The sequence below is a fragment of the Streptomyces beihaiensis genome (assembly GCF_026274175.1).
GTDB classification, from domain to species: Bacteria; Actinomycetota; Actinomycetes; order Streptomycetales; family Streptomycetaceae; genus Streptomyces; species Streptomyces beihaiensis.
Genome location: NZ_JAPHNL010000233.1, coordinates 1 through 16,107, shown reverse-complemented (window position 1 = coordinate 16,107; position 16,107 = coordinate 1). Strand labels below are relative to the sequence as shown.

The window sequence follows — 16,107 nt, the reverse complement described above, 5'->3', positions numbered from 1 at the left end:
GCATGAGGAACCGCATGAGGGACACGGCCGTCGCCATCGCCGCGGCGTCGGCGGTCGTGGTCCTCGCCGCCTGCGGGCAGGGCACCACGACGGGCGCCACCGGGGGACACGCTCCCAGGATCGCTTTGCTGATGCCGAACTCCACCACGGCACGCTGGGAGGGGCGCGACCGGCCCCTGCTGGAGAAGAGGATCAAGGAACTGTGCGCCGAGTGCAGGGTGGAGCACGCCGACGCCGGTGGTGACGTCGCCACCCAGCAGCGGCAGATGGACTCCATGATCACGAACGGGGTCGACGTCATCGTCGTCGCGGCCGTCGACGCCAAGTCCCTCAGCGCCGCCGTCGAGAAGGCGGACAGGGCGGGTGTCCGCGTCATCGCCTACGACCGTCTCGCCGGGGGCCCGATAGAGGGGTTCGTCTCCTTCGACGGCGAGCAGGTCGGCCGGCTCCAGGGCCGGGCGCTGCTGCGGGCCATGCGGGAGCGGGGCCACGGCGACGGGGGACGGATCGTCATGATCAACGGCGACCCGACCGACCCCAACGCGGTCGCGTTCAAGAAGGGCGCGCTGTCGGTGCTCGAAGGCAGAGCAAAGATCAGCAGGGCGTACGACACCCTCCGGTGGCGGACCGAGACCGCCTACATGAACATGTCCGGCGCCATCGCCGCCCTGCGGCCCCGCAACATCGACGGTGTCTACGCCGCCAACGACAATCTCGCCGCGGGTGCCATCGCCGCCCTCAAGGCCAACAAGGTCGATCCGCTGCCCCCGATCACCGGTCAGGACGCCGGGCTCGAAGCGGTGCGGCGCATCGTCGGCGGCGAGCAGTACATGACCGTCTACAAGCCCTTCACCGCCGAGGCCGACGCCGGTGCGCGGATGGCCGTGGCCACGGCCCGCGGGAAGAGTCTCGACCGCGTCGCCACGGACCGGGTGAACAACGGCACGCGGAAGGCGGTGCCGGCCGTCCTGCTCACCCCGGTCGCCGTGACCGTCGGCACGATCAAGGACACCGTCGTGAAAGGAGGCGCGTACACGATCGGTCAGATCTGCGTCCCGAGGCTCGAGGCGGACTGCCACAGAGCCGGACTCACGGGCTAGAGCGAGCGGCCCGCACCGGGCCGGACACCAAGAGGAGTGGTTCGCGTGCCGGATCCACCACTGCTGGCGCTGCACGGCGTGTGCAAACGCTTCGGCGCCGTCCAGGTCCTGACCGACGTCGATCTGGAGGTGCGCTCCGGTCAGGTCGTCGCCCTTCTGGGGGACAACGGCGCCGGAAAGTCCACTTTGGTGAAGGTGATCGCGGGCGTCGCCCCGGCGGACGCCGGCCTCGTCGAGTGGGAGGGCCAAGAGGTTCAGCTCAAGCGTCCGCACGACGCCCGGTCCCTGGGCATCGCCACCGTCTACCAGGACCTGGCGCTGTGCGGGAACCTGGACATCGTCGCCAACCTGTTCCTCGGGCGGGAGGCCGGCAAGTTCGGGCTGCTCGACGAGGTGGAGATGGAACGCCGCAGCCGGGAACTGCTCGCCCTGGTGTGGCCCGGTCATCCCGAGCCGCGCACCCCCGTGGTCTCCCTGTCCTCCGGTCAGCGCCAGATGGTCGCCATCGCCCGCTCCCTGCTCGGCCGACCACGTGTGCTCCTGCTGGACGAACCCACCGCGTCCCTGGGTGTCTCGCAGGCCGCCAAGGTCCTCGAACTCGTCGACGAACTGCGCGAGCGCGGTCTGGGCGTCCTGCTCATCAGCCACAACATGGGCGACGTCAAGGCGCTCGCGGACCGGGCGGCCGTGCTGCGGCTCGGCCGCAACAACGGCTTCTTCGACGTGAACACCACGCCCCAGGAGCAGATCATCTCCTCCATCACCGGCGCCACGGACAACGCCGTGCCCCACCGGACGACACACCGGGGGGCGCGGTGGTGAACGACGCGCGCCGAACGCGGCAAGACGCCGCCGAGCCGGGCCGCGCCCCGCGTGCGCGCGCGTGGGCGGCGACGGCCGGGCGCAGGCTGCGCGGCGGCGAACTGGGCGCCTTCCCGGTCGTCCTGCTGCTCGCCGCGACCTGGACGGTCTTCGAGATCCTCAACAGGAACTTCCTGTCCCCCCGCAACCTGTCCGACCTCAGCGTGGACATCGTCGGCACGGGCCTGATCGCGGTCGGTGTCGTCTTCGTGCTGCTGATCGGTGAGATCGACCTGTCGGTCGGTTCGGTCAGCGGTCTGGCGGCGGCCGTGTTCGCCGTGCTGAACGTGCAGAACGGCGTGCCGGAGTGGCTCGCCCTCGTCGCTGCGGTGCTCGTCGGCACCGCGGTGGGCGCCCTTCAGGGATTCTCCTTCGCCAGGACCGGCGTTCCCGCGTTCGTCGTCACCCTGGCCGGGCTGCTCGCCTGGAACGGCGTGATGCTCTACGTGCTCGGCACCAGCGGCACCATCGACCTCGACGCCGACGGCCTCGTCGCCAAGCTGACCAGTTACTCCTTCACCGCCCCGGGGGCCGCCTACGGGGCGGCGGCGGCCGGTGTCGGCCTGCTCCTCCTCGCGTCCTGGCGGGCGCGTCTGCGGCGCCGGGCCGCCGGTATGCCCTACCGCTCGTACCAGGAGATCACGGCGCGCACCGGCGTGTTCGCGGTGATCGCGTTCGCCGCCGCGTACGTGCTCAACCGGTTCCACGGCCTGCCGCTGGCCCTGCTGCTCTTCCTCGTCGTGGTGGCCGCGCTCGACGTCGTCCTGCAGCGCACGCGCTACGGGCGGCAGATCCACGCGCTGGGCGGCGATGTGGAGGCGGCCCGCCGCGCGGGCGTCAAGGTGGTGTGGGTGCGCACCTCGGTCCTCGCGGTGTCGGGCACGATGTCCGCGATCGGCGGCCTGTTCCTGGCCTCCCGGATCACGTCGGTGAGCCAGTCCTCGGGCACGGGCGTGCTGCTGCTCAACGCCATCGCGGCGGCGGTCATCGGCGGGACCAGCCTGTTCGGGGGGCGCGGCAGGACCTGGTCGGCGGCGCTCGGCATCCTCGTCATCCAGTCGATCGCCTCGGGCATGGCGCTCACCAGCACGCCCGTGGCCGTCCAGCTCGTGATCACCGGCGGGGTGCTGTTCGCCGCCGCCGTCATCGACGCGGTCGCCCGCCGCTCCCAGCAGGCACACGGCCGGGCCTGACCCCGTGCCGCGCCCTTCTTGGCGTAACACGTGCTCGACGCGGTCGCTGCGCCGATACTGGCGGGGTGTGCCGCCGTGCGCACGCCCTGACACACGATCACCGGCCAAAGGCGGCACCGAGACCGATGACGCCACTCGGAGGTTACCCGTGAAGATGTTGATCAACGTTCCGGAGACCGTCGTCGCCGACGCCCTGCGCGGGATGGCCGCCGCCCACCCCGAGCTGACCGTCGACGTGGAGAACCGGGTGATCGTCCGCCGCGACGCGCCGGTCGCCGGGAAGGTGGCGCTGGTGTCGGGCGGCGGGTCGGGGCACGAGCCGCTGCACGGCGGGTTCGTGGGGCCCGGGATGCTGTCGGCCGCCTGCCCCGGGGAGGTGTTCACCTCTCCGGTGCCGGACCAGATGGTGCGGGCCGCGGCGGCGGTGGACAGCGGGGCGGGCGTGCTGTTCGTCGTGAAGAACTACACCGGCGACGTGCTCAACTTCGACATGGCGGCCGAACTCGCCGAGGACGAGGGGATCCAGGTCGCCAGGGTTCTCGTCAACGACGACGTGGCCGTGACCGACAGCCTCTACACGGCCGGGCGGCGCGGGACCGGTGCCACTCTGTTCGTGGAGAAGATCGCGGGCGCGGCGGCCGACGAGGGGCAGCCTCTGGAGCGCGTCGAGGCCCTCGCGCGGCAGGTGAACGAGAGCGCACGCAGCTTCGGCGTGGCGCTGAGCGCGTGCACCACCCCGGCGAAGGGCTCACCGACCTTCGATCTGCCGCCCGGCGAACTGGAGTTGGGCGTCGGCATCCACGGGGAGCCGGGCCGTGAGCGGCGCGCGATGATGACGTCCGGCGAGATCGCCGACTTCGCCGTGGACGCCGTCATGGAGGACCTGGACCCGAGCGGTCCTGTGCTCGTCCTGGTCAACGGCATGGGGGCGACGCCGCTGCTCGAACTGTACGGCTTCAACGCCGAGGTGCAGCGGGTGCTGACCGAGCGCGGTGTGCCGGTCGCCCGCACGCTCGTCGGCAACTACGTGACCTCGCTCGACATGGCGGGCGCCTCCGTGACGGTGTGCCAGGTCGACGAGGAACTGCTGCGGCTGTGGGACGCCCCGGTCAGCACGCCGGGGCTGCGCTGGGGCCGGTGAGCCTCCCTTCCCGCCCCTCTCCCCCGGCAGCTCCCCGTACCCGAACGCAAGGAGATCCTGTGCTCGACGCCGATTTCTTCCGGCGCTGGATGACCATCGCCGCGGCCGTGATCGACCGCGAGGCCGACCGTCTCACCGAACTCGACTCGCCGATCGGCGACGCCGACCACGGCAGCAACATGCAGCGCGGGTTCGCCGTGGTGCGGGCCTCCCTCGACAAGGAGCCGCCGGACACGCCGGGGGCCGTGCTGATGCTGGCCGGACGGCAGTTGATCTCGACGGTCGGCGGCGCGTCCGGCCCGCTGTACGGGACGTTGTTGCGGCGCGCCGGGAAGGCTCTGGGCGACGCGGCAGAGGTGAGCGGGGCCGACCTGGCACGGGCGCTGCGCACCGGGGTCGACGCGGTGGCCGCGCTCGGCGGTGCGGCGCCGGGCGACAAGACGATGCTGGACGCCCTCGTGCCGGCCGTGGACGCGTTCGGCGAGGGGGACTTCACGGCGGCGCGTGCCGCGGCCGAGCACGGCGCCGAGGCGACGATCCCGCTTCTCGCGCGCAAGGGGCGGGCCAGTTATCTGGGCGAGCGCAGCATCGGGCATCAGGATCCGGGCGCGACGTCGTCGGCGCTGTTGTTCGGCGCGCTCGCCGAGGCCGCGGGGGCCGGGGAATGACCGCCGCGGACCGACGGGTCGGTATCGTCCTGGTCTCGCACAGCCGGGAGGTCGCCGAGTCGGTGGCGCGCCTGGCGGCGGGGCTCTCCGGAGGCGGGGACACGGCTCCGGTCGCCGCGGCGGGCGGCACCCCGGACGGCGGCCTGGGCACCAGCTCCGACCTGGTCTCGGCGGCCGCCGCGTCGGTGGACCGGGGCGCGGGCGTCGCCGTCCTCGTGGACCTGGGCAGCGCGGTCCTCACGGTCAAGGCGTTGCTCGCCGAGGGCGACGAGCTGCCGGAGGCGACCCGTCTGGTGGACGCCCCGTTCGTGGAGGGCGCGGTGGCCGCCGTGGTGACCGCGTCGGCCGGCGCGGACCTGGACGCGGTCGTGGCGGCCGCGTCCGAGGCGTACGCCTACCGCAAGGAATGAGGCTCCGGGCAAGCCCCGGGAAAGCCCCGGGGAAGGGCGCCGCCGTCAGCGGCGGGCCACGAGCGCCTTCGCCGCTCGCTCGCCCGCCGTCGCGGCCGCCTGGTGGCTCTCGATCGGGTGGGCCCGCACACCGGGGAAGAGGATGTACGTGACCTCGTCGCCCGCCCCGCCGCCCGCCGGGTCCGCGTTGATGCCGAGCGCCCGCGCCGTGGCGTAGGACGCCTCGCCGATGAGGTCGTTCGGCCCGGTGTCGCCCACGACGGCGTAGACCACTCGGTCGCGGTGCACGACCGCCGCGACGGTGCCTCCGGTGACCTTGGAGCGGGCGGGGCTCCAGATGCTGCTCGCGCCGGGCACGACGACGTACGGCAGCTCCTCGGCGCTCAGCTCGCGGCCGTCGGACCGCTGGTAGGCGGTGGTGGAGACGAAGAGCGGGTCGGTGCGGCGGTTGCAGTGCTTGCCGGGGCGTCCGTCGCAGTCGACGTCGAGGTCGGCCTTGAAGTGCACGACGCCGTTGTCGGAACAGACCGGGACGGTCGCGCGGGCGCCGTCGTCGGTGCGGTAGCGGCCGTGCGAGATCTGCCGGCAGCCGCGGACCGCGGCGAGCAGGTCGGCTGCGCGTACCCCGCCTTCCCGGGCGACGGGCACGACCGGTTCGCCCGGGTCGGCGGTGTGCGGGCGCGGACGGGCCGACGCGGGCAGGGAGGCGACGGCGAGCAGAACCGCCGCGCCGGTGGCGGCGAGCGGCAGGAGACGAGGGTGCACTGTGGGGCTTTCGGTCGGGGACAGGGACGGTCCGGGGAGGTGATCGGCGGCTCGGCGCGTTCTCGTCCCCGGTCGGCACATCACCTCAATCTGCGGGCCGGGCGCGGCGCCGTCCACTGTTCGGCGGCCGGACGGGCTCCGTCGCGCGTGCCGGGTGGGCCGGACGACGGAACGCGTCACCTGCCCGGCGGCGGTCCGCATGCGGGGCGCTCACCACGCGCATTGAGTGTGCGTGAGGCAGCACGGGCCTTTGCCGACTCGGGCGGGCCATGGGATGCGCGCCTCCCGTGCCGCCGGAGGGCAGACATCATGCGTACTACGTCGATACTCACGCGCTGTGGTCTCACCGTGGCCGCGGCGGTGCTGCCGCCGGCGGTGGTGGCGCCCGCGGCTCTCGCCGCCACGTCCGTGGAGCTCAATGTGACGTCCTCGGGCTCTCTGGTGCGGGCCACGACGACGGCCTGTCCCAACGCGGGCAACGCTTCCCTCCTGTCCGCGGGTCAGGCCAACTTCGCCCAGGGCAGGCAGACCCCCCTCAACTCGGGGACGGCCATCTGGCAGAACGTCAGCCCGGGAACGTATCAGGTGGTGGTGGCCTGCTCCGACGGGTCGACGGTGGGCCCGACGTCGGTGACCGTGACGCGCGGCACCCCGACCACCTCGTCGACTTCCACGCCCATCGCCGGTGTGCGGGGCGGTCTCGGCGGTGCCGTGCACGACGTGGGGCCGCTGACGCTGGCCGGGGGCGGCGCGCTGGTCGCCGCGGGTGTCACCGCCGGTGTCTGGTTCCTGCGCCGAAGGGCCGCCGGACAGCGCACCTGAAGGCGGCCTCCCCACGCCGTGCGGCCTGCTGCCGCCGTCCGCCGCCGGACGGCGGCAGTCGCACGTACGGGGGCCACCGACGGCTCACTCCAGCTCGGCGAGCGTCCGCTCCAGCCACCGCACCCAGAAGGTCTCCAGGTCGATACCTGCCCGCAGCACCGCGTGCCGCAGGCGGTCGGGCTCGCTGTCCCTGCCGGGCGGGAAGTCGCGCTTCTCGATCTCCTGGTAGTTCTCCAACTGCTGCCGGTGCAGGTCCAGATGGCGGCGCAGGTCGTCGTCGACACCGGCCGTGCCGACGATCGCCGCCGCGCGCAGCCGCAGCGGCAGCGGGTCCCGCAGGGGGCGGGGGTCCTGGCTCTCGGCGGTCCAGCGGGCGAGTTCGGTACGCCCCTCGGGCAGTACCTCGTACTCCTTCTTCTGGCCGCGCGCGGGTGCGGCGGCCGGGAGCGCGCGGATGAGTCCCTCGCGTTCCAGTCTGCCGAGCTCCCGGTAGATCTGCTGGTGCGTGGCGGACCAGAAGTAGCCGATGGACCTGTCGAAGCGGCGGGTCAGTTCCAGGCCCGACGACGGCTTCTCCAGGAGGGCCGTGAGGATCGCGTGCGGGAGTGACATGGGGCCAGGGTATGCAAGGGGGTGCGGGGGCGGTCACGTGTCCGGCGGGCCCGGACGCGTGACCGCCCGGTCTCAGAGGGCCGCGGCGACCTCGGTGCCCTGCTTGATGGCGCGCTTGGCGTCGAGTTCCGCCGCGACGTCGGCACCGCCGATCAGGTGCGGGGTGCGGCCCGCGGCGACCAGTTCGTCGTAGAGGGGGCGGTGCGGCTCCTGGCCCGCGCACAGGACGACCGTGTCGACGGGGATCAGGGTCCGCTCGCCGTCGACGGTGAGGTGCAGGCCCGCGTCGTCGATCCGGTCGTACGTGGCACCGGCGATCATGGTGACGCCTCGGTGGCGCAGTTCGGTGCGGTGGATCCAGCCGGTGGTCTTGCCGAGGCCCGCGCCGACCTTGGACGTCTTGCGCTGGACGAGGTGGACCTCGCGCGGCGGTGCGGGCCGCTCGGGCTTCGTGAGTCCGCCGCGGTCGGCGTAGTCGGTGTCGACGCCCCAGAGACGGAAGTAGGCGGCCGGGTCCTGGCTGGCCTTCTCGCCGCCGTCGGTGAGGTATTCGGCGACGTCGAAGCCGATGCCGCCCGCGCCGATGACGGCGACGCGGTCGCCGACGGGCGCGCCGTGGCGGAGCACGTCGAGGTAGCCGACCACGCTCGGGTGGTCGACACCGTCGATGACGGGAGTGCGCGGGGTGACGCCGGTGGCGACGACGACCTCGTCGTACGCGTCGAGGTCGGCGGCGGCGACGCGGGTGTTCAACTTGACGTCCACGCCGCGTAGTTCGAGCTGGGTGCGGAAGTAGCGCAGCGTCTCGTCGAATTCTTCCTTGCCGGGGACCTTGCGGGCCACGTTGAGCTGCCCGCCGATCTCGGCCCCGGCGTCGAAGAGTGTGACGTCGTGGCCGCGTTCGGCGGCGGAGACGGCGCAGGCGAGTCCGGCCGGGCCCGCGCCGACGACGGCGACGCGCTTGACGGTGCGCGTGGGTGACAGGACGAGTTCGGTCTCGTGGCAGGCGCGCGGGTTGACCAGGCAGGAGGTGATCTTGCCGCTGAACGTGTGGTCGAGGCATGCCTGGTTGCAGCCGATGCAGGTGTTGATGGTGTCGGACCGGTCGTCGGCGGCCTTGGTCACGAAGTCGGGGTCGGCGAGCATCGGCCGGGCGAGGGAGACCATGTCGGCGACGCCGTCGGCAAGCAACTCCTCGGCCAGTTCCGGGGTGTTGATGCGGTTGGTGGTGACGAGCGGGACGGAGACCTCGCCCATCAGCTTCTTGGTGACCCAGGTGTAGGCGCCGCGCGGCACCGAGGTGACGATGGTGGGGATGCGGGCCTCGTGCCAGCCGATGCCGGTGTTGATGAGGGTGGCGCCGGCGGCCTCGATCTCCTTGGCGAGGTGGACGACCTCGTCGAGGGTGGAGCCGCCGGGGACGAGGTCCAGCATGGACAGGCGGTAGATGATGATGAAGTCGGGGCCGACGCGTTCGCGCGCACGGCGCACGATCTCGACGGGGAAGCGGATGCGGTTCTCGTACGAGCCGCCCCAGCGGTCGGTGCGGTGGTTGGTGGCGGCGACGATGAACTCGTTGATGAGGTAGCCCTCGGAGCCCATGATCTCCACGCCGTCGTACCCGGCCGACCTGGCGAGCTCGGCGGCGCGTACGAAGTCCTCGATCGTCTGCTCGACGTCGGCGTCGGTGAGTTCGCGCGGCACGAAGGGGCTGATGGGCGCCTGGACGGGGCTCGGGGCGACGAGGTCCTCATGGTAGGCGTAGCGGCCGAAGTGGAGGATCTGCATGGCGATCTTGCCGCCCGCCGCGTGCACGGCGTCGGTGATCTCGCGGTGCTGCGCGGCTTCCGCCTCGGTGGTGAGCTTGGCGCCGCCTGCCCAGGGGCGTCCCGCCTCGTTGGGGGCGATACCGCCGGTGACGATGAGGCCGACGCCGCCGCGGGCGCGGGTCGCGTAGAACTCGGCCATGCGCGCGAAGCCGTTCTCCGCCTCTTCGAGGCCCACGTGCATCGAGCCCATCAGGACGCGGTTGGGCAGCGTCGTGAAGCCCAGGTCGAGCGGGGCGAGCAGGTGCGGGTATCGGCTCATGGGGCCCTCCGTGCGCGGCGTACGTCCTCACTGTTGTAGACGACACCGACGCGATTGTGCAACAAGTTGCACAAGAGACCTGCGCCACGCGGCCCGCCCAGCGCGGGGCGGATCGGCGGGGTGGACCGGGGCCGACTCAGCCCTCGGCGACCTCGGCCACCCACCCGTAGGGCAGCTCGTTCCCGTCGACGGTCACCGCCTCCACGGTCCGGGTGCGCGGGTCGATCTCGGCCCGCACTCCCCCGCCCTCGTAGCGCGGATAGCCGCTCTCGCCCACGCCGCCGACGGCCTCGACGGGCACGGCGCGCAGCGGGTTGCCGTGGTCGGGGTGGCCCTCGGCGTCGGCGAGGCGGGGCTTGAGGACGACGGTGTATCGCTCGGGCACATCGCGCGTTTCGCTCATGGTCCGGAGGCTAATGCGGGGTGCCGCGCCCCGCCCGCCGCACCGGCCGCCGTACGCATACGCGTGAACGCGCACGAGTCCGGCGGCAAGTCCGGTTGTAGAATGCAACGAGAGGGACTGGACCAGGAAGGACGCAGCAGTGCCGGAGGCCGTACCGCAGAACGAGCCCGCGAGCGTCCGCGCGTCGGCGGTGGAGACGATCCAGCGGGAGCTGACGTCGTTCGCCCGCCGCGCCCGTGCGACCGCCGCGCGGCTCCACCCCGAGCTGTCGCTCGTCTCGTACACCCTGCTCGCCCATCTGGAGGAGCTCGGCGGTTGCCGGGCCACCGACCTGGCGGCCCACTACGCGCTCGACAAGTCGACGGTCAGCCGGCAGGTCTCCGCCCTGGAGCGAGCCGGCCTGGTGATGCGACGCGTGGACCCGGACGACCACCGGGTGCAGGTACTGCACCCCACCGCGGCGGGCACCGAGATCCTCGCGCAGGTCACCGTCAGCCGCAGGCAGCTGTTCGGTGAGCGTCTCGCGGACTGGTCCGAGGACGACCTGACACGCTTCGCCGCATACCTGGAGCGATACAACGAGGCGGCCGCCCAAGGCGGTTGAGCACCGGACGGCCGGACCTCGGAAGGTCGGACCTCGGGGCGGCCGGACCTCGGCGGCCGGGCCGCGTCGTCAGGACAACGGCGGCATCTCCCCGGTGCGGGCCTGCACATCGATCACGCTGAAGGCGGCGCCCTGCTGGTCCATCACACAGGCGAACCGGCCGAAGGGGCTGTCCACCGGCCCGAACAGCGTCTTCCCGCCGAGCCGTTCGGTGGTGGCGACGGCGGCGTCGCAGTCGGACACGACGAAGTACACGTTGATGTACGAGGGGGCCTGCGGCGGAACCTCGTCCGGCATCTTCATGCGGCCGAGGACGGGGGCGTCGTTCAGCTGCCACACCTGGTAGTCGACGTGTTCGTCGGCCATCTTCTTCACGTCGTAGGAGAAGACCGAGGTGAAGAACGCGTCGCTCGCGGCCGTGTCGCGCGCGGTGACCTCGGCCCAGCCGTAGGCACCGGGCTCGTTGACCGTCTCGAAGCCCTGGTGCGAACCGGGCTGCCACACGCTGAAACCCACGCCACCGGGGTCCTGGGCGACCGCCATGGTGCCGAAGTCGGCGACCTGCATCGGTTCGGCGAGCAGCGTGCCACCCGCGCCCTTGATCCGCTCGACGGCGGCCTCGGCGTCGGAGGTGGCGAGGTAGAGGTTCCAGGCCGCGGGGGTTCCTTCCGGCGTGCCGGGCATCTGCGGGGCGAGCGCCGCGACGTGTTTGCCGTCGGCCGTCTTCGCCTGCGTGTAGTTCCCGAACTCGGCCGAGCCCGGATCGTAGGACCAGCCGAACAGCTCGGCGTAGAAGGACTTGGCGGCTTCCAGGTCGGGGACCATGGCGTCGGCCCAGACGGGCGCGCCTTCCGGTCGTGCGGACATGACGCGAGACCCTTCGTTCGGGATCACCGGGCGCGCACGGCAGCCCGGCGCTTACGGATCCACGCTAGATCCGGACGGCCGGGGCCGCGATGCGTACCGGTCGCTCACATCTCGTCCGAGACCCCGCCCGGCCTCCGCGCAGAGGTCGTCACGCCACGGCGCCCGCGGTTCGAGGAAGCGGTGAGGCCAATGGCACGGTCGCCTGGTCGCGGCCGGTGTTCGGGTATCTGGTGCGGCCGGGGTTCTTACGGAGTCGTGACGGTGGCGGCGCGCCGTGCCCCGCGGTGGCGTACGGCGCCTAGCGTGGACGGCATGCGTGTACTGGTCACCGGCGGAGCCGGGTTCATCGGGTCGGCGGTCGTGACGGAGCTGGTGGCACGAGGACACGACGTCGTCGTCCTGGACCTCGTGGCGCGGCCCGCCGGCGAGCGGGTACCGCACGTCGTCGGCGACGTCCGGGACGCGCGTACGGTCCGCGAGGCGCTCGACGGCGTCGACGCGGTCTGCCACCAGGCCGCGATGGTGGGCCTCGGCAAGAACTTCACGGACGCGCCCGCCTACGTCTCCGCCAACGATCTCGGCACCGCCGTGCTGCTCGCCGAGATGGCCGGACGCGGCGTACGGAACCTCGTCCTGGCCGGTTCGATGGTCGTGTACGGGGAAGGGCGGTACACCTGCGACGCCCACGGCGTCGTCCGCCCAGGGCCGCGCGCCCTCGCCGACCTTGAGGCGGGCCGGTTCGAGCCGCCCTGCCCGGACTGCGGCGGCGAGCTGCGCCCCGGTCTGGTCGCCGAGGACGCCCCGCTCGACCCGCGCAACGTGTACGCGACGACGAAACTCGCGCAGGAGCACCTGTCCGCCGCGTGGGCGCGCGGCGCCGACGGCCGCGGCATCGCGCTGCGCTACCACAACGTGTACGGGCCCGGCATGCCGCGCGACACGCCCTACGCGGGCGTCGCGTCGTTCTTCCGCTCGTCGCTGGCCCGCGGCGAGGCCCCGCGGGTCTTCGAGGACGGCCGCCAGCGCCGCGACTTCGTCCATGTACGGGATGTGGCGCGGGCCAACGCCGTGGCGCTCGAAGCCCTGCGGGAGCGGGCGGCCGGGACCGTCACGTCGTACAACGTCGGCAGCGGCGACGTGCACACCGTGGGTGAGATGGCGCGGGTGCTGGCCAGGGCGTGCGACGGCCCCGAGCCGGTGGTCACCGGGGAGTTCAGACTCGGCGACGTGCGGCATGTGACCGCGGACTCGGGGCGGCTGAGGGCCGAGCTCGACTGGAAACCGGACGTCGGCTTCCGTGAGGGCATGGCGGCGTTCGCGCGGGAGGACATGGCGGAACCGGCCGGGAAGTAGGAGCCTGTCCGGCGGCGCTTCTCTCACGCCGACCGGGGCAGGGTCACCTCGAACCGGCAGCCGCCAGGGACGTTGCGTACCGCCGCGTGGCCCCGGTGCGCCTCCACGATGCCGCGCACGATGGCCAGGCCGAGACCCGCGCCGGACGGCGGTGTGCGGGCGTCGGAGCCGCGCCAGCCGGTGTCGAAGACACGGGCGAGGTCGTCCTCCGGGATGCCGCCGCAGCCGTCGGTCACGGACAGGACGACACCGTCGCCGTCCGTGGCGGCGCGCGCGGCGACGGCGACCGTGCCGTCGGCCGGGGTGCGCCGGATGGCGTTGACGAGGAGGTTGCCCAGGACCCGGCTCATCTCCTTGGCGTCGACCTCCACGGGGAGCGCGGCGACCGCGTCCCCGTCGAGCCGCACCCCGTGGGCGCGGGCCAGCGGGTCCGCGCCCGCGAGCGCGTCGCCCACGAGGTCGTACAGGGAGATCCGCTGCGGGGACAGGACGAGCGCGCCCGCGTGGATACGGGAGAGCTCGAAGAGGTCGCCGACCATGTCGTTCATCCGCTCGACCTCGGCTCGTATCTGGCGCAGGTAGCGGTCGGGGTCGGCGGCCATGCCGTCCTCCAGCGCCTCGGACATGGCGCGCAGCCCGGCGAGCGGGGTACGCAGGTCGTGCGAGATCCAGGAGACCAGCTCGCGTCGCGACGCCTCCAGGGCGCGTTCGCGGTCGCGGGACGCGGCGAGCTTGGCGCTGGTGGCCGCCAGCTCGCGGGTGAGGTCCGCCAGTTCGGCGGTGGCGGGCTCGGCCGGCGGCGCGAAGTCGCCGCCGTCGCCGAAGGAGCGGGCGGCACGGGCGAGATCGCGGCTGCGTGCGGCCACCCACCGGCCGAGCAGCAGCGCCGTGGCGAGCGAGACGACGGCGGCCATGGCCACGACCGTGGTGACGACGCCGAGGTCGTGCGAGTTGAGGAACATCGCCCAGGCCACGGTGAGCGTCCCGGCGAGCATGGCGGTCACGGCGACCGCCGCGACGACGGTCAGCGACACGATGAGGGAGCGGCGGCGCAGCACCAGCAGCGCGCCCGCACCGAGCAGGCCCGCCGCGGCGGCGCCGATGAACGCGTACAGGGCGATGAGAAGGGTGTCGGTCATGACACGTCACTCTCCGCCGGCCTCGTCGCGCCGCTCGGCGCCGACCCCCTCGCGTCGCTCTCCACCGGCGGTGCCGCGTCGCTCTGCGCCGGCGCGGCGGCGTCCAGGCGGTAGCCGACGCCCCACACCGTCTGGATGAGGGTCGGCGCCGCCGGGTCGGGCTCGATCTTGGCGCGCAGGCGGCGGATGTGCACGGTGACCGTGGACAGGTCGCCGAAGTCCCAGCCCCACACGTGCCGCATCAGCTCCTCGCGGCCGAACGCCTTGCCGGGGTGGCGCAGGAAGAAGGCGAGCAGGTCGAACTCGCGTATGGTCAGGGCGAGTTCCACGCCGTCGCGGGTGGCGCGCCGGGCGTCGGGGTCGAGGGCGAGGGCGCCGACGGCGAGCGGGCCGGCCGGGGCGGACCGGTCGGCGGCGCGGCTGCGGCGCAGCACGGAGCCGACGCGCAGCACCAGCTCGCGCGGGCTGAACGGCTTGGTGACGTAGTCGTCGGCTCCCACTTCGAGACCGAGGATGCGGTCGTCCTCGTCGCCGCGCGCGGTCAGCATGATCACGGGGACCGGGCCCTCGGCGCGCAGCCGGCGGCAGACCTCCAAGCCGTCCATGCCGGGCAGCATCAGGTCGAGCACGACCAGGTCGGGGCGGCGCGCGGCGGCCCTGGCCAGGGCCGTGGGCCCGTCGGCGGCGCGGGCCACGGCGTACCCCGAGCGGTCGAGGTAGCCGGCGACGACCTCGGCGACCGTGGGGTCGTCGTCGACGACCAGGACCCGGCCGCCCTGCGGTGGTGTGTGCATGGCTCCAGCGTCGCACTCCCCCGGGCGAAGGGGTCCCGGCCCGGGGTGCGGGCGGCCCGATGTCCTTGTTTCGTAAGGACTCCAACGCCCGCTCTGTCCGTTTCCCGCTCTTAGGGTGAGGCCCGTGATCCCGTCTGACGCATCCCCTTCAGGTCCACCCCGTCCCTCCCCCGCCGACGCCACCGTCGACGTGGTGCTTCCCTGCCTCGACGAGGCGGCCGCGCTGCCGTGGGTGCTGTCCCGGGTCCCCGCCGGGTGGCGGGCCGTCGTCGTGGACAACGGGTCCACGGACGGCTCCGCCGAGATCGCCCGCGGCCTGGGCGCCACGGTGGTCCACGAGGCGCGGCGCGGGTTCGGTGCGGCCTGCCACGCGGGCCTGACCTCGGCCACCGCCGACGTGGTGTGCTTCTGCGACTGCGACGCCTCGCTCGATCCGGCGCTGCTCGAACCGTTCGTACGGCGGGTGGCGCACGGCGACGCCGACCTGGTGCTCGGGCGGCGCAGGCCGCAGGGGCGCGGGGCGTGGCCGCCGCACGCCCGCGCCGGGAACCTGGCACTCACCCGCATGCTGCGCCGCCGCACCGGTCTCGGCCTGCACGACCTGGGCCCGCTGCGGGCGGCCCGCCGCGCCGACCTGCTGGCGCTCGGACTGACCGACCGGCGCAGCGGCTACCCGCTGCAGATGGTGGTCCGGGCCGCCGACGCGGGGTGGCGCGTGGAGGAGTACGACGTGCCGTATCGGCCGCGCACCGGCGATTCGAAGGTGACCGGCACCTGGCGTGGGACCTGGCAGGCGGTGCGAGACATGCGGGCCGTGCTCGCGGAAGGCACGACCCGGCCGCAAGGCGCGAACCGGCGGGAAGGCGCGGCCCGATGAACGCGATCGCCCCACACGACACGTCTGGCTCATCCGGTTCGTCCGACCCCTCCCGTTCCTCCGGCGCCTCCTGCCCCTCCGGCACCTCCCGTTCTGCCGACTCCCCCCGCCCCTCCAGCTCCTCCCGCCCCTCCGGCACACCCGACGGGCCCACGCTGCTCGTCCTCGCCAAGGAGCCGGTGGCCGGGCGGGTCAAGACCCGGCTCACTCCCCCGTTCACGCCGCGGGAGGCGGCCGCCCTGGCCGAGGCGGCGCTGCGCGACACCCTCGACGCGGCGCTGGCCGCGCCGGTGCGGCGCCGGGTCCTGGTGCTCGCCGGGGAACCGGGCCCCTGGCTGCCTCCGGGCTTCGACGTGGTGCCGCAGCGCGGCGACGGGCTCGACGAGCGGATCGCCGCCGCGTTCGAGGAC

Annotated in this window: 17 protein-coding genes and 1 pseudogene; 11 read left to right on the top strand and 7 right to left on the bottom strand. The window is 73.3% G+C overall.

The features are described from left to right. Positions 1-2: 2 nt before the first annotated feature. The 6 genes from OFY01_RS18430 to dhaM all read left to right on the top strand — a co-directional run bounded on the left by OFY01_RS18430 (position 3) and on the right by dhaM (position 5,373). The gene (locus OFY01_RS18430) at positions 3-1,100 is read left to right on the top strand and encodes a substrate-binding domain-containing protein (RefSeq protein ID WP_266601282.1); all 1,098 of its coding nucleotides are present in this window, start codon (positions 3-5) and stop codon (positions 1,098-1,100) included. Positions 1,101-1,145: 45 nt separating this feature from the next. Then, positions 1,146-1,922 (top strand): ATP-binding cassette domain-containing protein, encoded by a 777-nt coding sequence (locus OFY01_RS18425; protein ID WP_266601280.1) that lies wholly within the window; start codon positions 1,146-1,148, stop codon positions 1,920-1,922. Then, positions 1,919-3,154: a sugar ABC transporter permease gene (locus OFY01_RS18420; protein WP_407700374.1), complete on the top strand. Its 1,236-nt coding sequence runs from the start codon at positions 1,919-1,921 to the stop codon at positions 3,152-3,154. The genes OFY01_RS18425 and OFY01_RS18420 overlap by 4 nt, the downstream gene beginning before the upstream one ends. Before the next feature lie 148 nt (positions 3,155-3,302). Then, positions 3,303-4,295, top strand: a complete 993-nt coding sequence (gene dhaK / locus OFY01_RS18415) for a dihydroxyacetone kinase subunit DhaK (protein ID WP_266601278.1) — start codon at positions 3,303-3,305, stop codon at positions 4,293-4,295. A gap of 59 nt (positions 4,296-4,354) precedes the next feature. After that, positions 4,355-4,963: a dihydroxyacetone kinase subunit DhaL gene (gene dhaL, locus OFY01_RS18410; protein WP_266601276.1), complete on the top strand. Its 609-nt coding sequence runs from the start codon at positions 4,355-4,357 to the stop codon at positions 4,961-4,963. Then, positions 4,960-5,373: a dihydroxyacetone kinase phosphoryl donor subunit DhaM gene (dhaM, locus tag OFY01_RS18405; protein WP_266601274.1), complete on the top strand. Its 414-nt coding sequence runs from the start codon at positions 4,960-4,962 to the stop codon at positions 5,371-5,373. The genes dhaL and dhaM overlap by 4 nt, the downstream gene beginning before the upstream one ends. 45 nt (positions 5,374-5,418) lie before the next feature. Here the strand turns inward: dhaM and OFY01_RS18400 are convergent, their stop codons facing one another. Further along, complete coding sequence (locus OFY01_RS18400) at positions 5,419-6,138, bottom strand: glycoside hydrolase family 75 protein (RefSeq protein WP_266601272.1); 720 nt, start codon at positions 6,136-6,138, stop codon at positions 5,419-5,421. A 309-nt stretch (positions 6,139-6,447) separates the two neighbouring features. On the opposite strand from OFY01_RS18400, the gene OFY01_RS18395 reads away from it, so the two are divergent. Further along, complete coding sequence (locus tag OFY01_RS18395; RefSeq protein WP_266601270.1) at positions 6,448-6,960, top strand: hypothetical protein; 513 nt, start codon at positions 6,448-6,450, stop codon at positions 6,958-6,960. A gap of 84 nt (positions 6,961-7,044) precedes the next feature. Here OFY01_RS18395 and OFY01_RS18390 read toward each other — a convergent pair whose 3' ends face one another. From OFY01_RS18390 to OFY01_RS18380, 3 genes are all read right to left on the bottom strand, one after another. Beyond that, a complete protein-coding gene (locus OFY01_RS18390; protein ID WP_266601268.1) occupies positions 7,045-7,572 on the bottom strand; it encodes a PadR family transcriptional regulator in 528 nt (175 codons plus the stop codon). A gap of 72 nt (positions 7,573-7,644) precedes the next feature. Further along, complete coding sequence (locus tag OFY01_RS18385; protein ID WP_266601266.1) at positions 7,645-9,660, bottom strand: NADPH-dependent 2,4-dienoyl-CoA reductase; 2,016 nt, start codon at positions 9,658-9,660, stop codon at positions 7,645-7,647. A gap of 136 nt (positions 9,661-9,796) precedes the next feature. After that, positions 9,797-10,063, bottom strand: a complete 267-nt coding sequence (locus tag OFY01_RS18380) for a hypothetical protein (RefSeq protein WP_266601264.1) — start codon at positions 10,061-10,063, stop codon at positions 9,797-9,799. 139 nt (positions 10,064-10,202) lie between these two features. Between OFY01_RS18380 and OFY01_RS18375 the strand changes: the two genes are divergently transcribed. Further along, positions 10,203-10,667, top strand: coding sequence for a MarR family winged helix-turn-helix transcriptional regulator (locus tag OFY01_RS18375; RefSeq protein ID WP_266601262.1), 465 nt, complete (start codon positions 10,203-10,205; stop codon positions 10,665-10,667). Positions 10,668-10,736: 69 nt separating this feature from the next. Here the strand turns inward: OFY01_RS18375 and OFY01_RS18370 are convergent, their stop codons facing one another. Further along, complete coding sequence (locus OFY01_RS18370) at positions 10,737-11,534, bottom strand: VOC family protein (RefSeq protein ID WP_266601260.1); 798 nt, start codon at positions 11,532-11,534, stop codon at positions 10,737-10,739. A gap of 312 nt (positions 11,535-11,846) precedes the next feature. Here OFY01_RS18370 and OFY01_RS18365 point away from each other — a divergent pair, with 312 nt between their 5' ends. Next, positions 11,847-12,887 carry an NAD-dependent epimerase/dehydratase family protein gene (locus OFY01_RS18365; protein WP_266601258.1) on the top strand — a complete coding sequence of 347 codons (1,041 nt, stop codon included), beginning with the start codon at positions 11,847-11,849 and terminating at the stop codon, positions 12,885-12,887. A 23-nt stretch (positions 12,888-12,910) separates the two neighbouring features. Here OFY01_RS18365 and OFY01_RS18360 read toward each other — a convergent pair whose 3' ends face one another. Both OFY01_RS18360 and OFY01_RS18355 read right to left on the bottom strand, forming a co-directional pair. Further along, positions 12,911-14,026: a sensor histidine kinase gene (locus OFY01_RS18360; RefSeq protein ID WP_266601256.1), complete on the bottom strand. Its 1,116-nt coding sequence runs from the start codon at positions 14,024-14,026 to the stop codon at positions 12,911-12,913. After that, positions 14,023-14,820, bottom strand: coding sequence for a response regulator transcription factor (locus tag OFY01_RS18355; RefSeq protein WP_266601254.1), 798 nt, complete (start codon positions 14,818-14,820; stop codon positions 14,023-14,025). Before OFY01_RS18355 ends, OFY01_RS18360 begins: the two co-directional genes overlap by 4 nt. Positions 14,821-14,947: 127 nt before the next feature. Here OFY01_RS18355 and OFY01_RS18350 point away from each other — a divergent pair, with 127 nt between their 5' ends. Beyond that, positions 14,948-15,697: a glycosyltransferase family 2 protein gene (locus OFY01_RS18350; RefSeq protein ID WP_266601324.1), complete on the top strand. Its 750-nt coding sequence runs from the start codon at positions 14,948-14,950 to the stop codon at positions 15,695-15,697. Beyond that, a pseudogene (locus tag OFY01_RS18345) lies at positions 15,694-16,107 on the top strand (glycosyltransferase); the annotation flags it as partial. The gene OFY01_RS18350 and the pseudogene OFY01_RS18345, both read left to right, overlap by 4 nt.

Excerpts from the sequence above, each read along its gene's own strand:
- OFY01_RS18430 (WP_266601282.1), top strand. The coding sequence starts at position 3 with ATGAGGAACCGCATGAGGGACACGGCCGTCGCCATCGCCGCGGCGTCG.
- dhaM (WP_266601274.1), top strand. The coding sequence starts at position 4,960 with ATGACCGCCGCGGACCGACGGGTCGGTATCGTCCTGGTCTCGCACAGC.
- OFY01_RS18395 (WP_266601270.1), top strand. The coding sequence starts at position 6,448 with ATGCGTACTACGTCGATACTCACGCGCTGTGGTCTCACCGTGGCCGCG.
- OFY01_RS18390 (WP_266601268.1), bottom strand. The coding sequence starts at position 7,572 with ATGTCACTCCCGCACGCGATCCTCACGGCCCTCCTGGAGAAGCCGTCG.
- OFY01_RS18385 (WP_266601266.1), bottom strand. The coding sequence starts at position 9,660 with ATGAGCCGATACCCGCACCTGCTCGCCCCGCTCGACCTGGGCTTCACG.
- OFY01_RS18380 (WP_266601264.1), bottom strand. The coding sequence starts at position 10,063 with ATGAGCGAAACGCGCGATGTGCCCGAGCGATACACCGTCGTCCTCAAG.
- OFY01_RS18370 (WP_266601260.1), bottom strand. The coding sequence starts at position 11,534 with ATGTCCGCACGACCGGAAGGCGCGCCCGTCTGGGCCGACGCCATGGTC.
- OFY01_RS18365 (WP_266601258.1), top strand. The coding sequence starts at position 11,847 with ATGCGTGTACTGGTCACCGGCGGAGCCGGGTTCATCGGGTCGGCGGTC.
- OFY01_RS18360 (WP_266601256.1), bottom strand. The coding sequence starts at position 14,026 with ATGACCGACACCCTTCTCATCGCCCTGTACGCGTTCATCGGCGCCGCC.
- OFY01_RS18355 (WP_266601254.1), bottom strand. The coding sequence starts at position 14,820 with ATGCACACACCACCGCAGGGCGGCCGGGTCCTGGTCGTCGACGACGAC.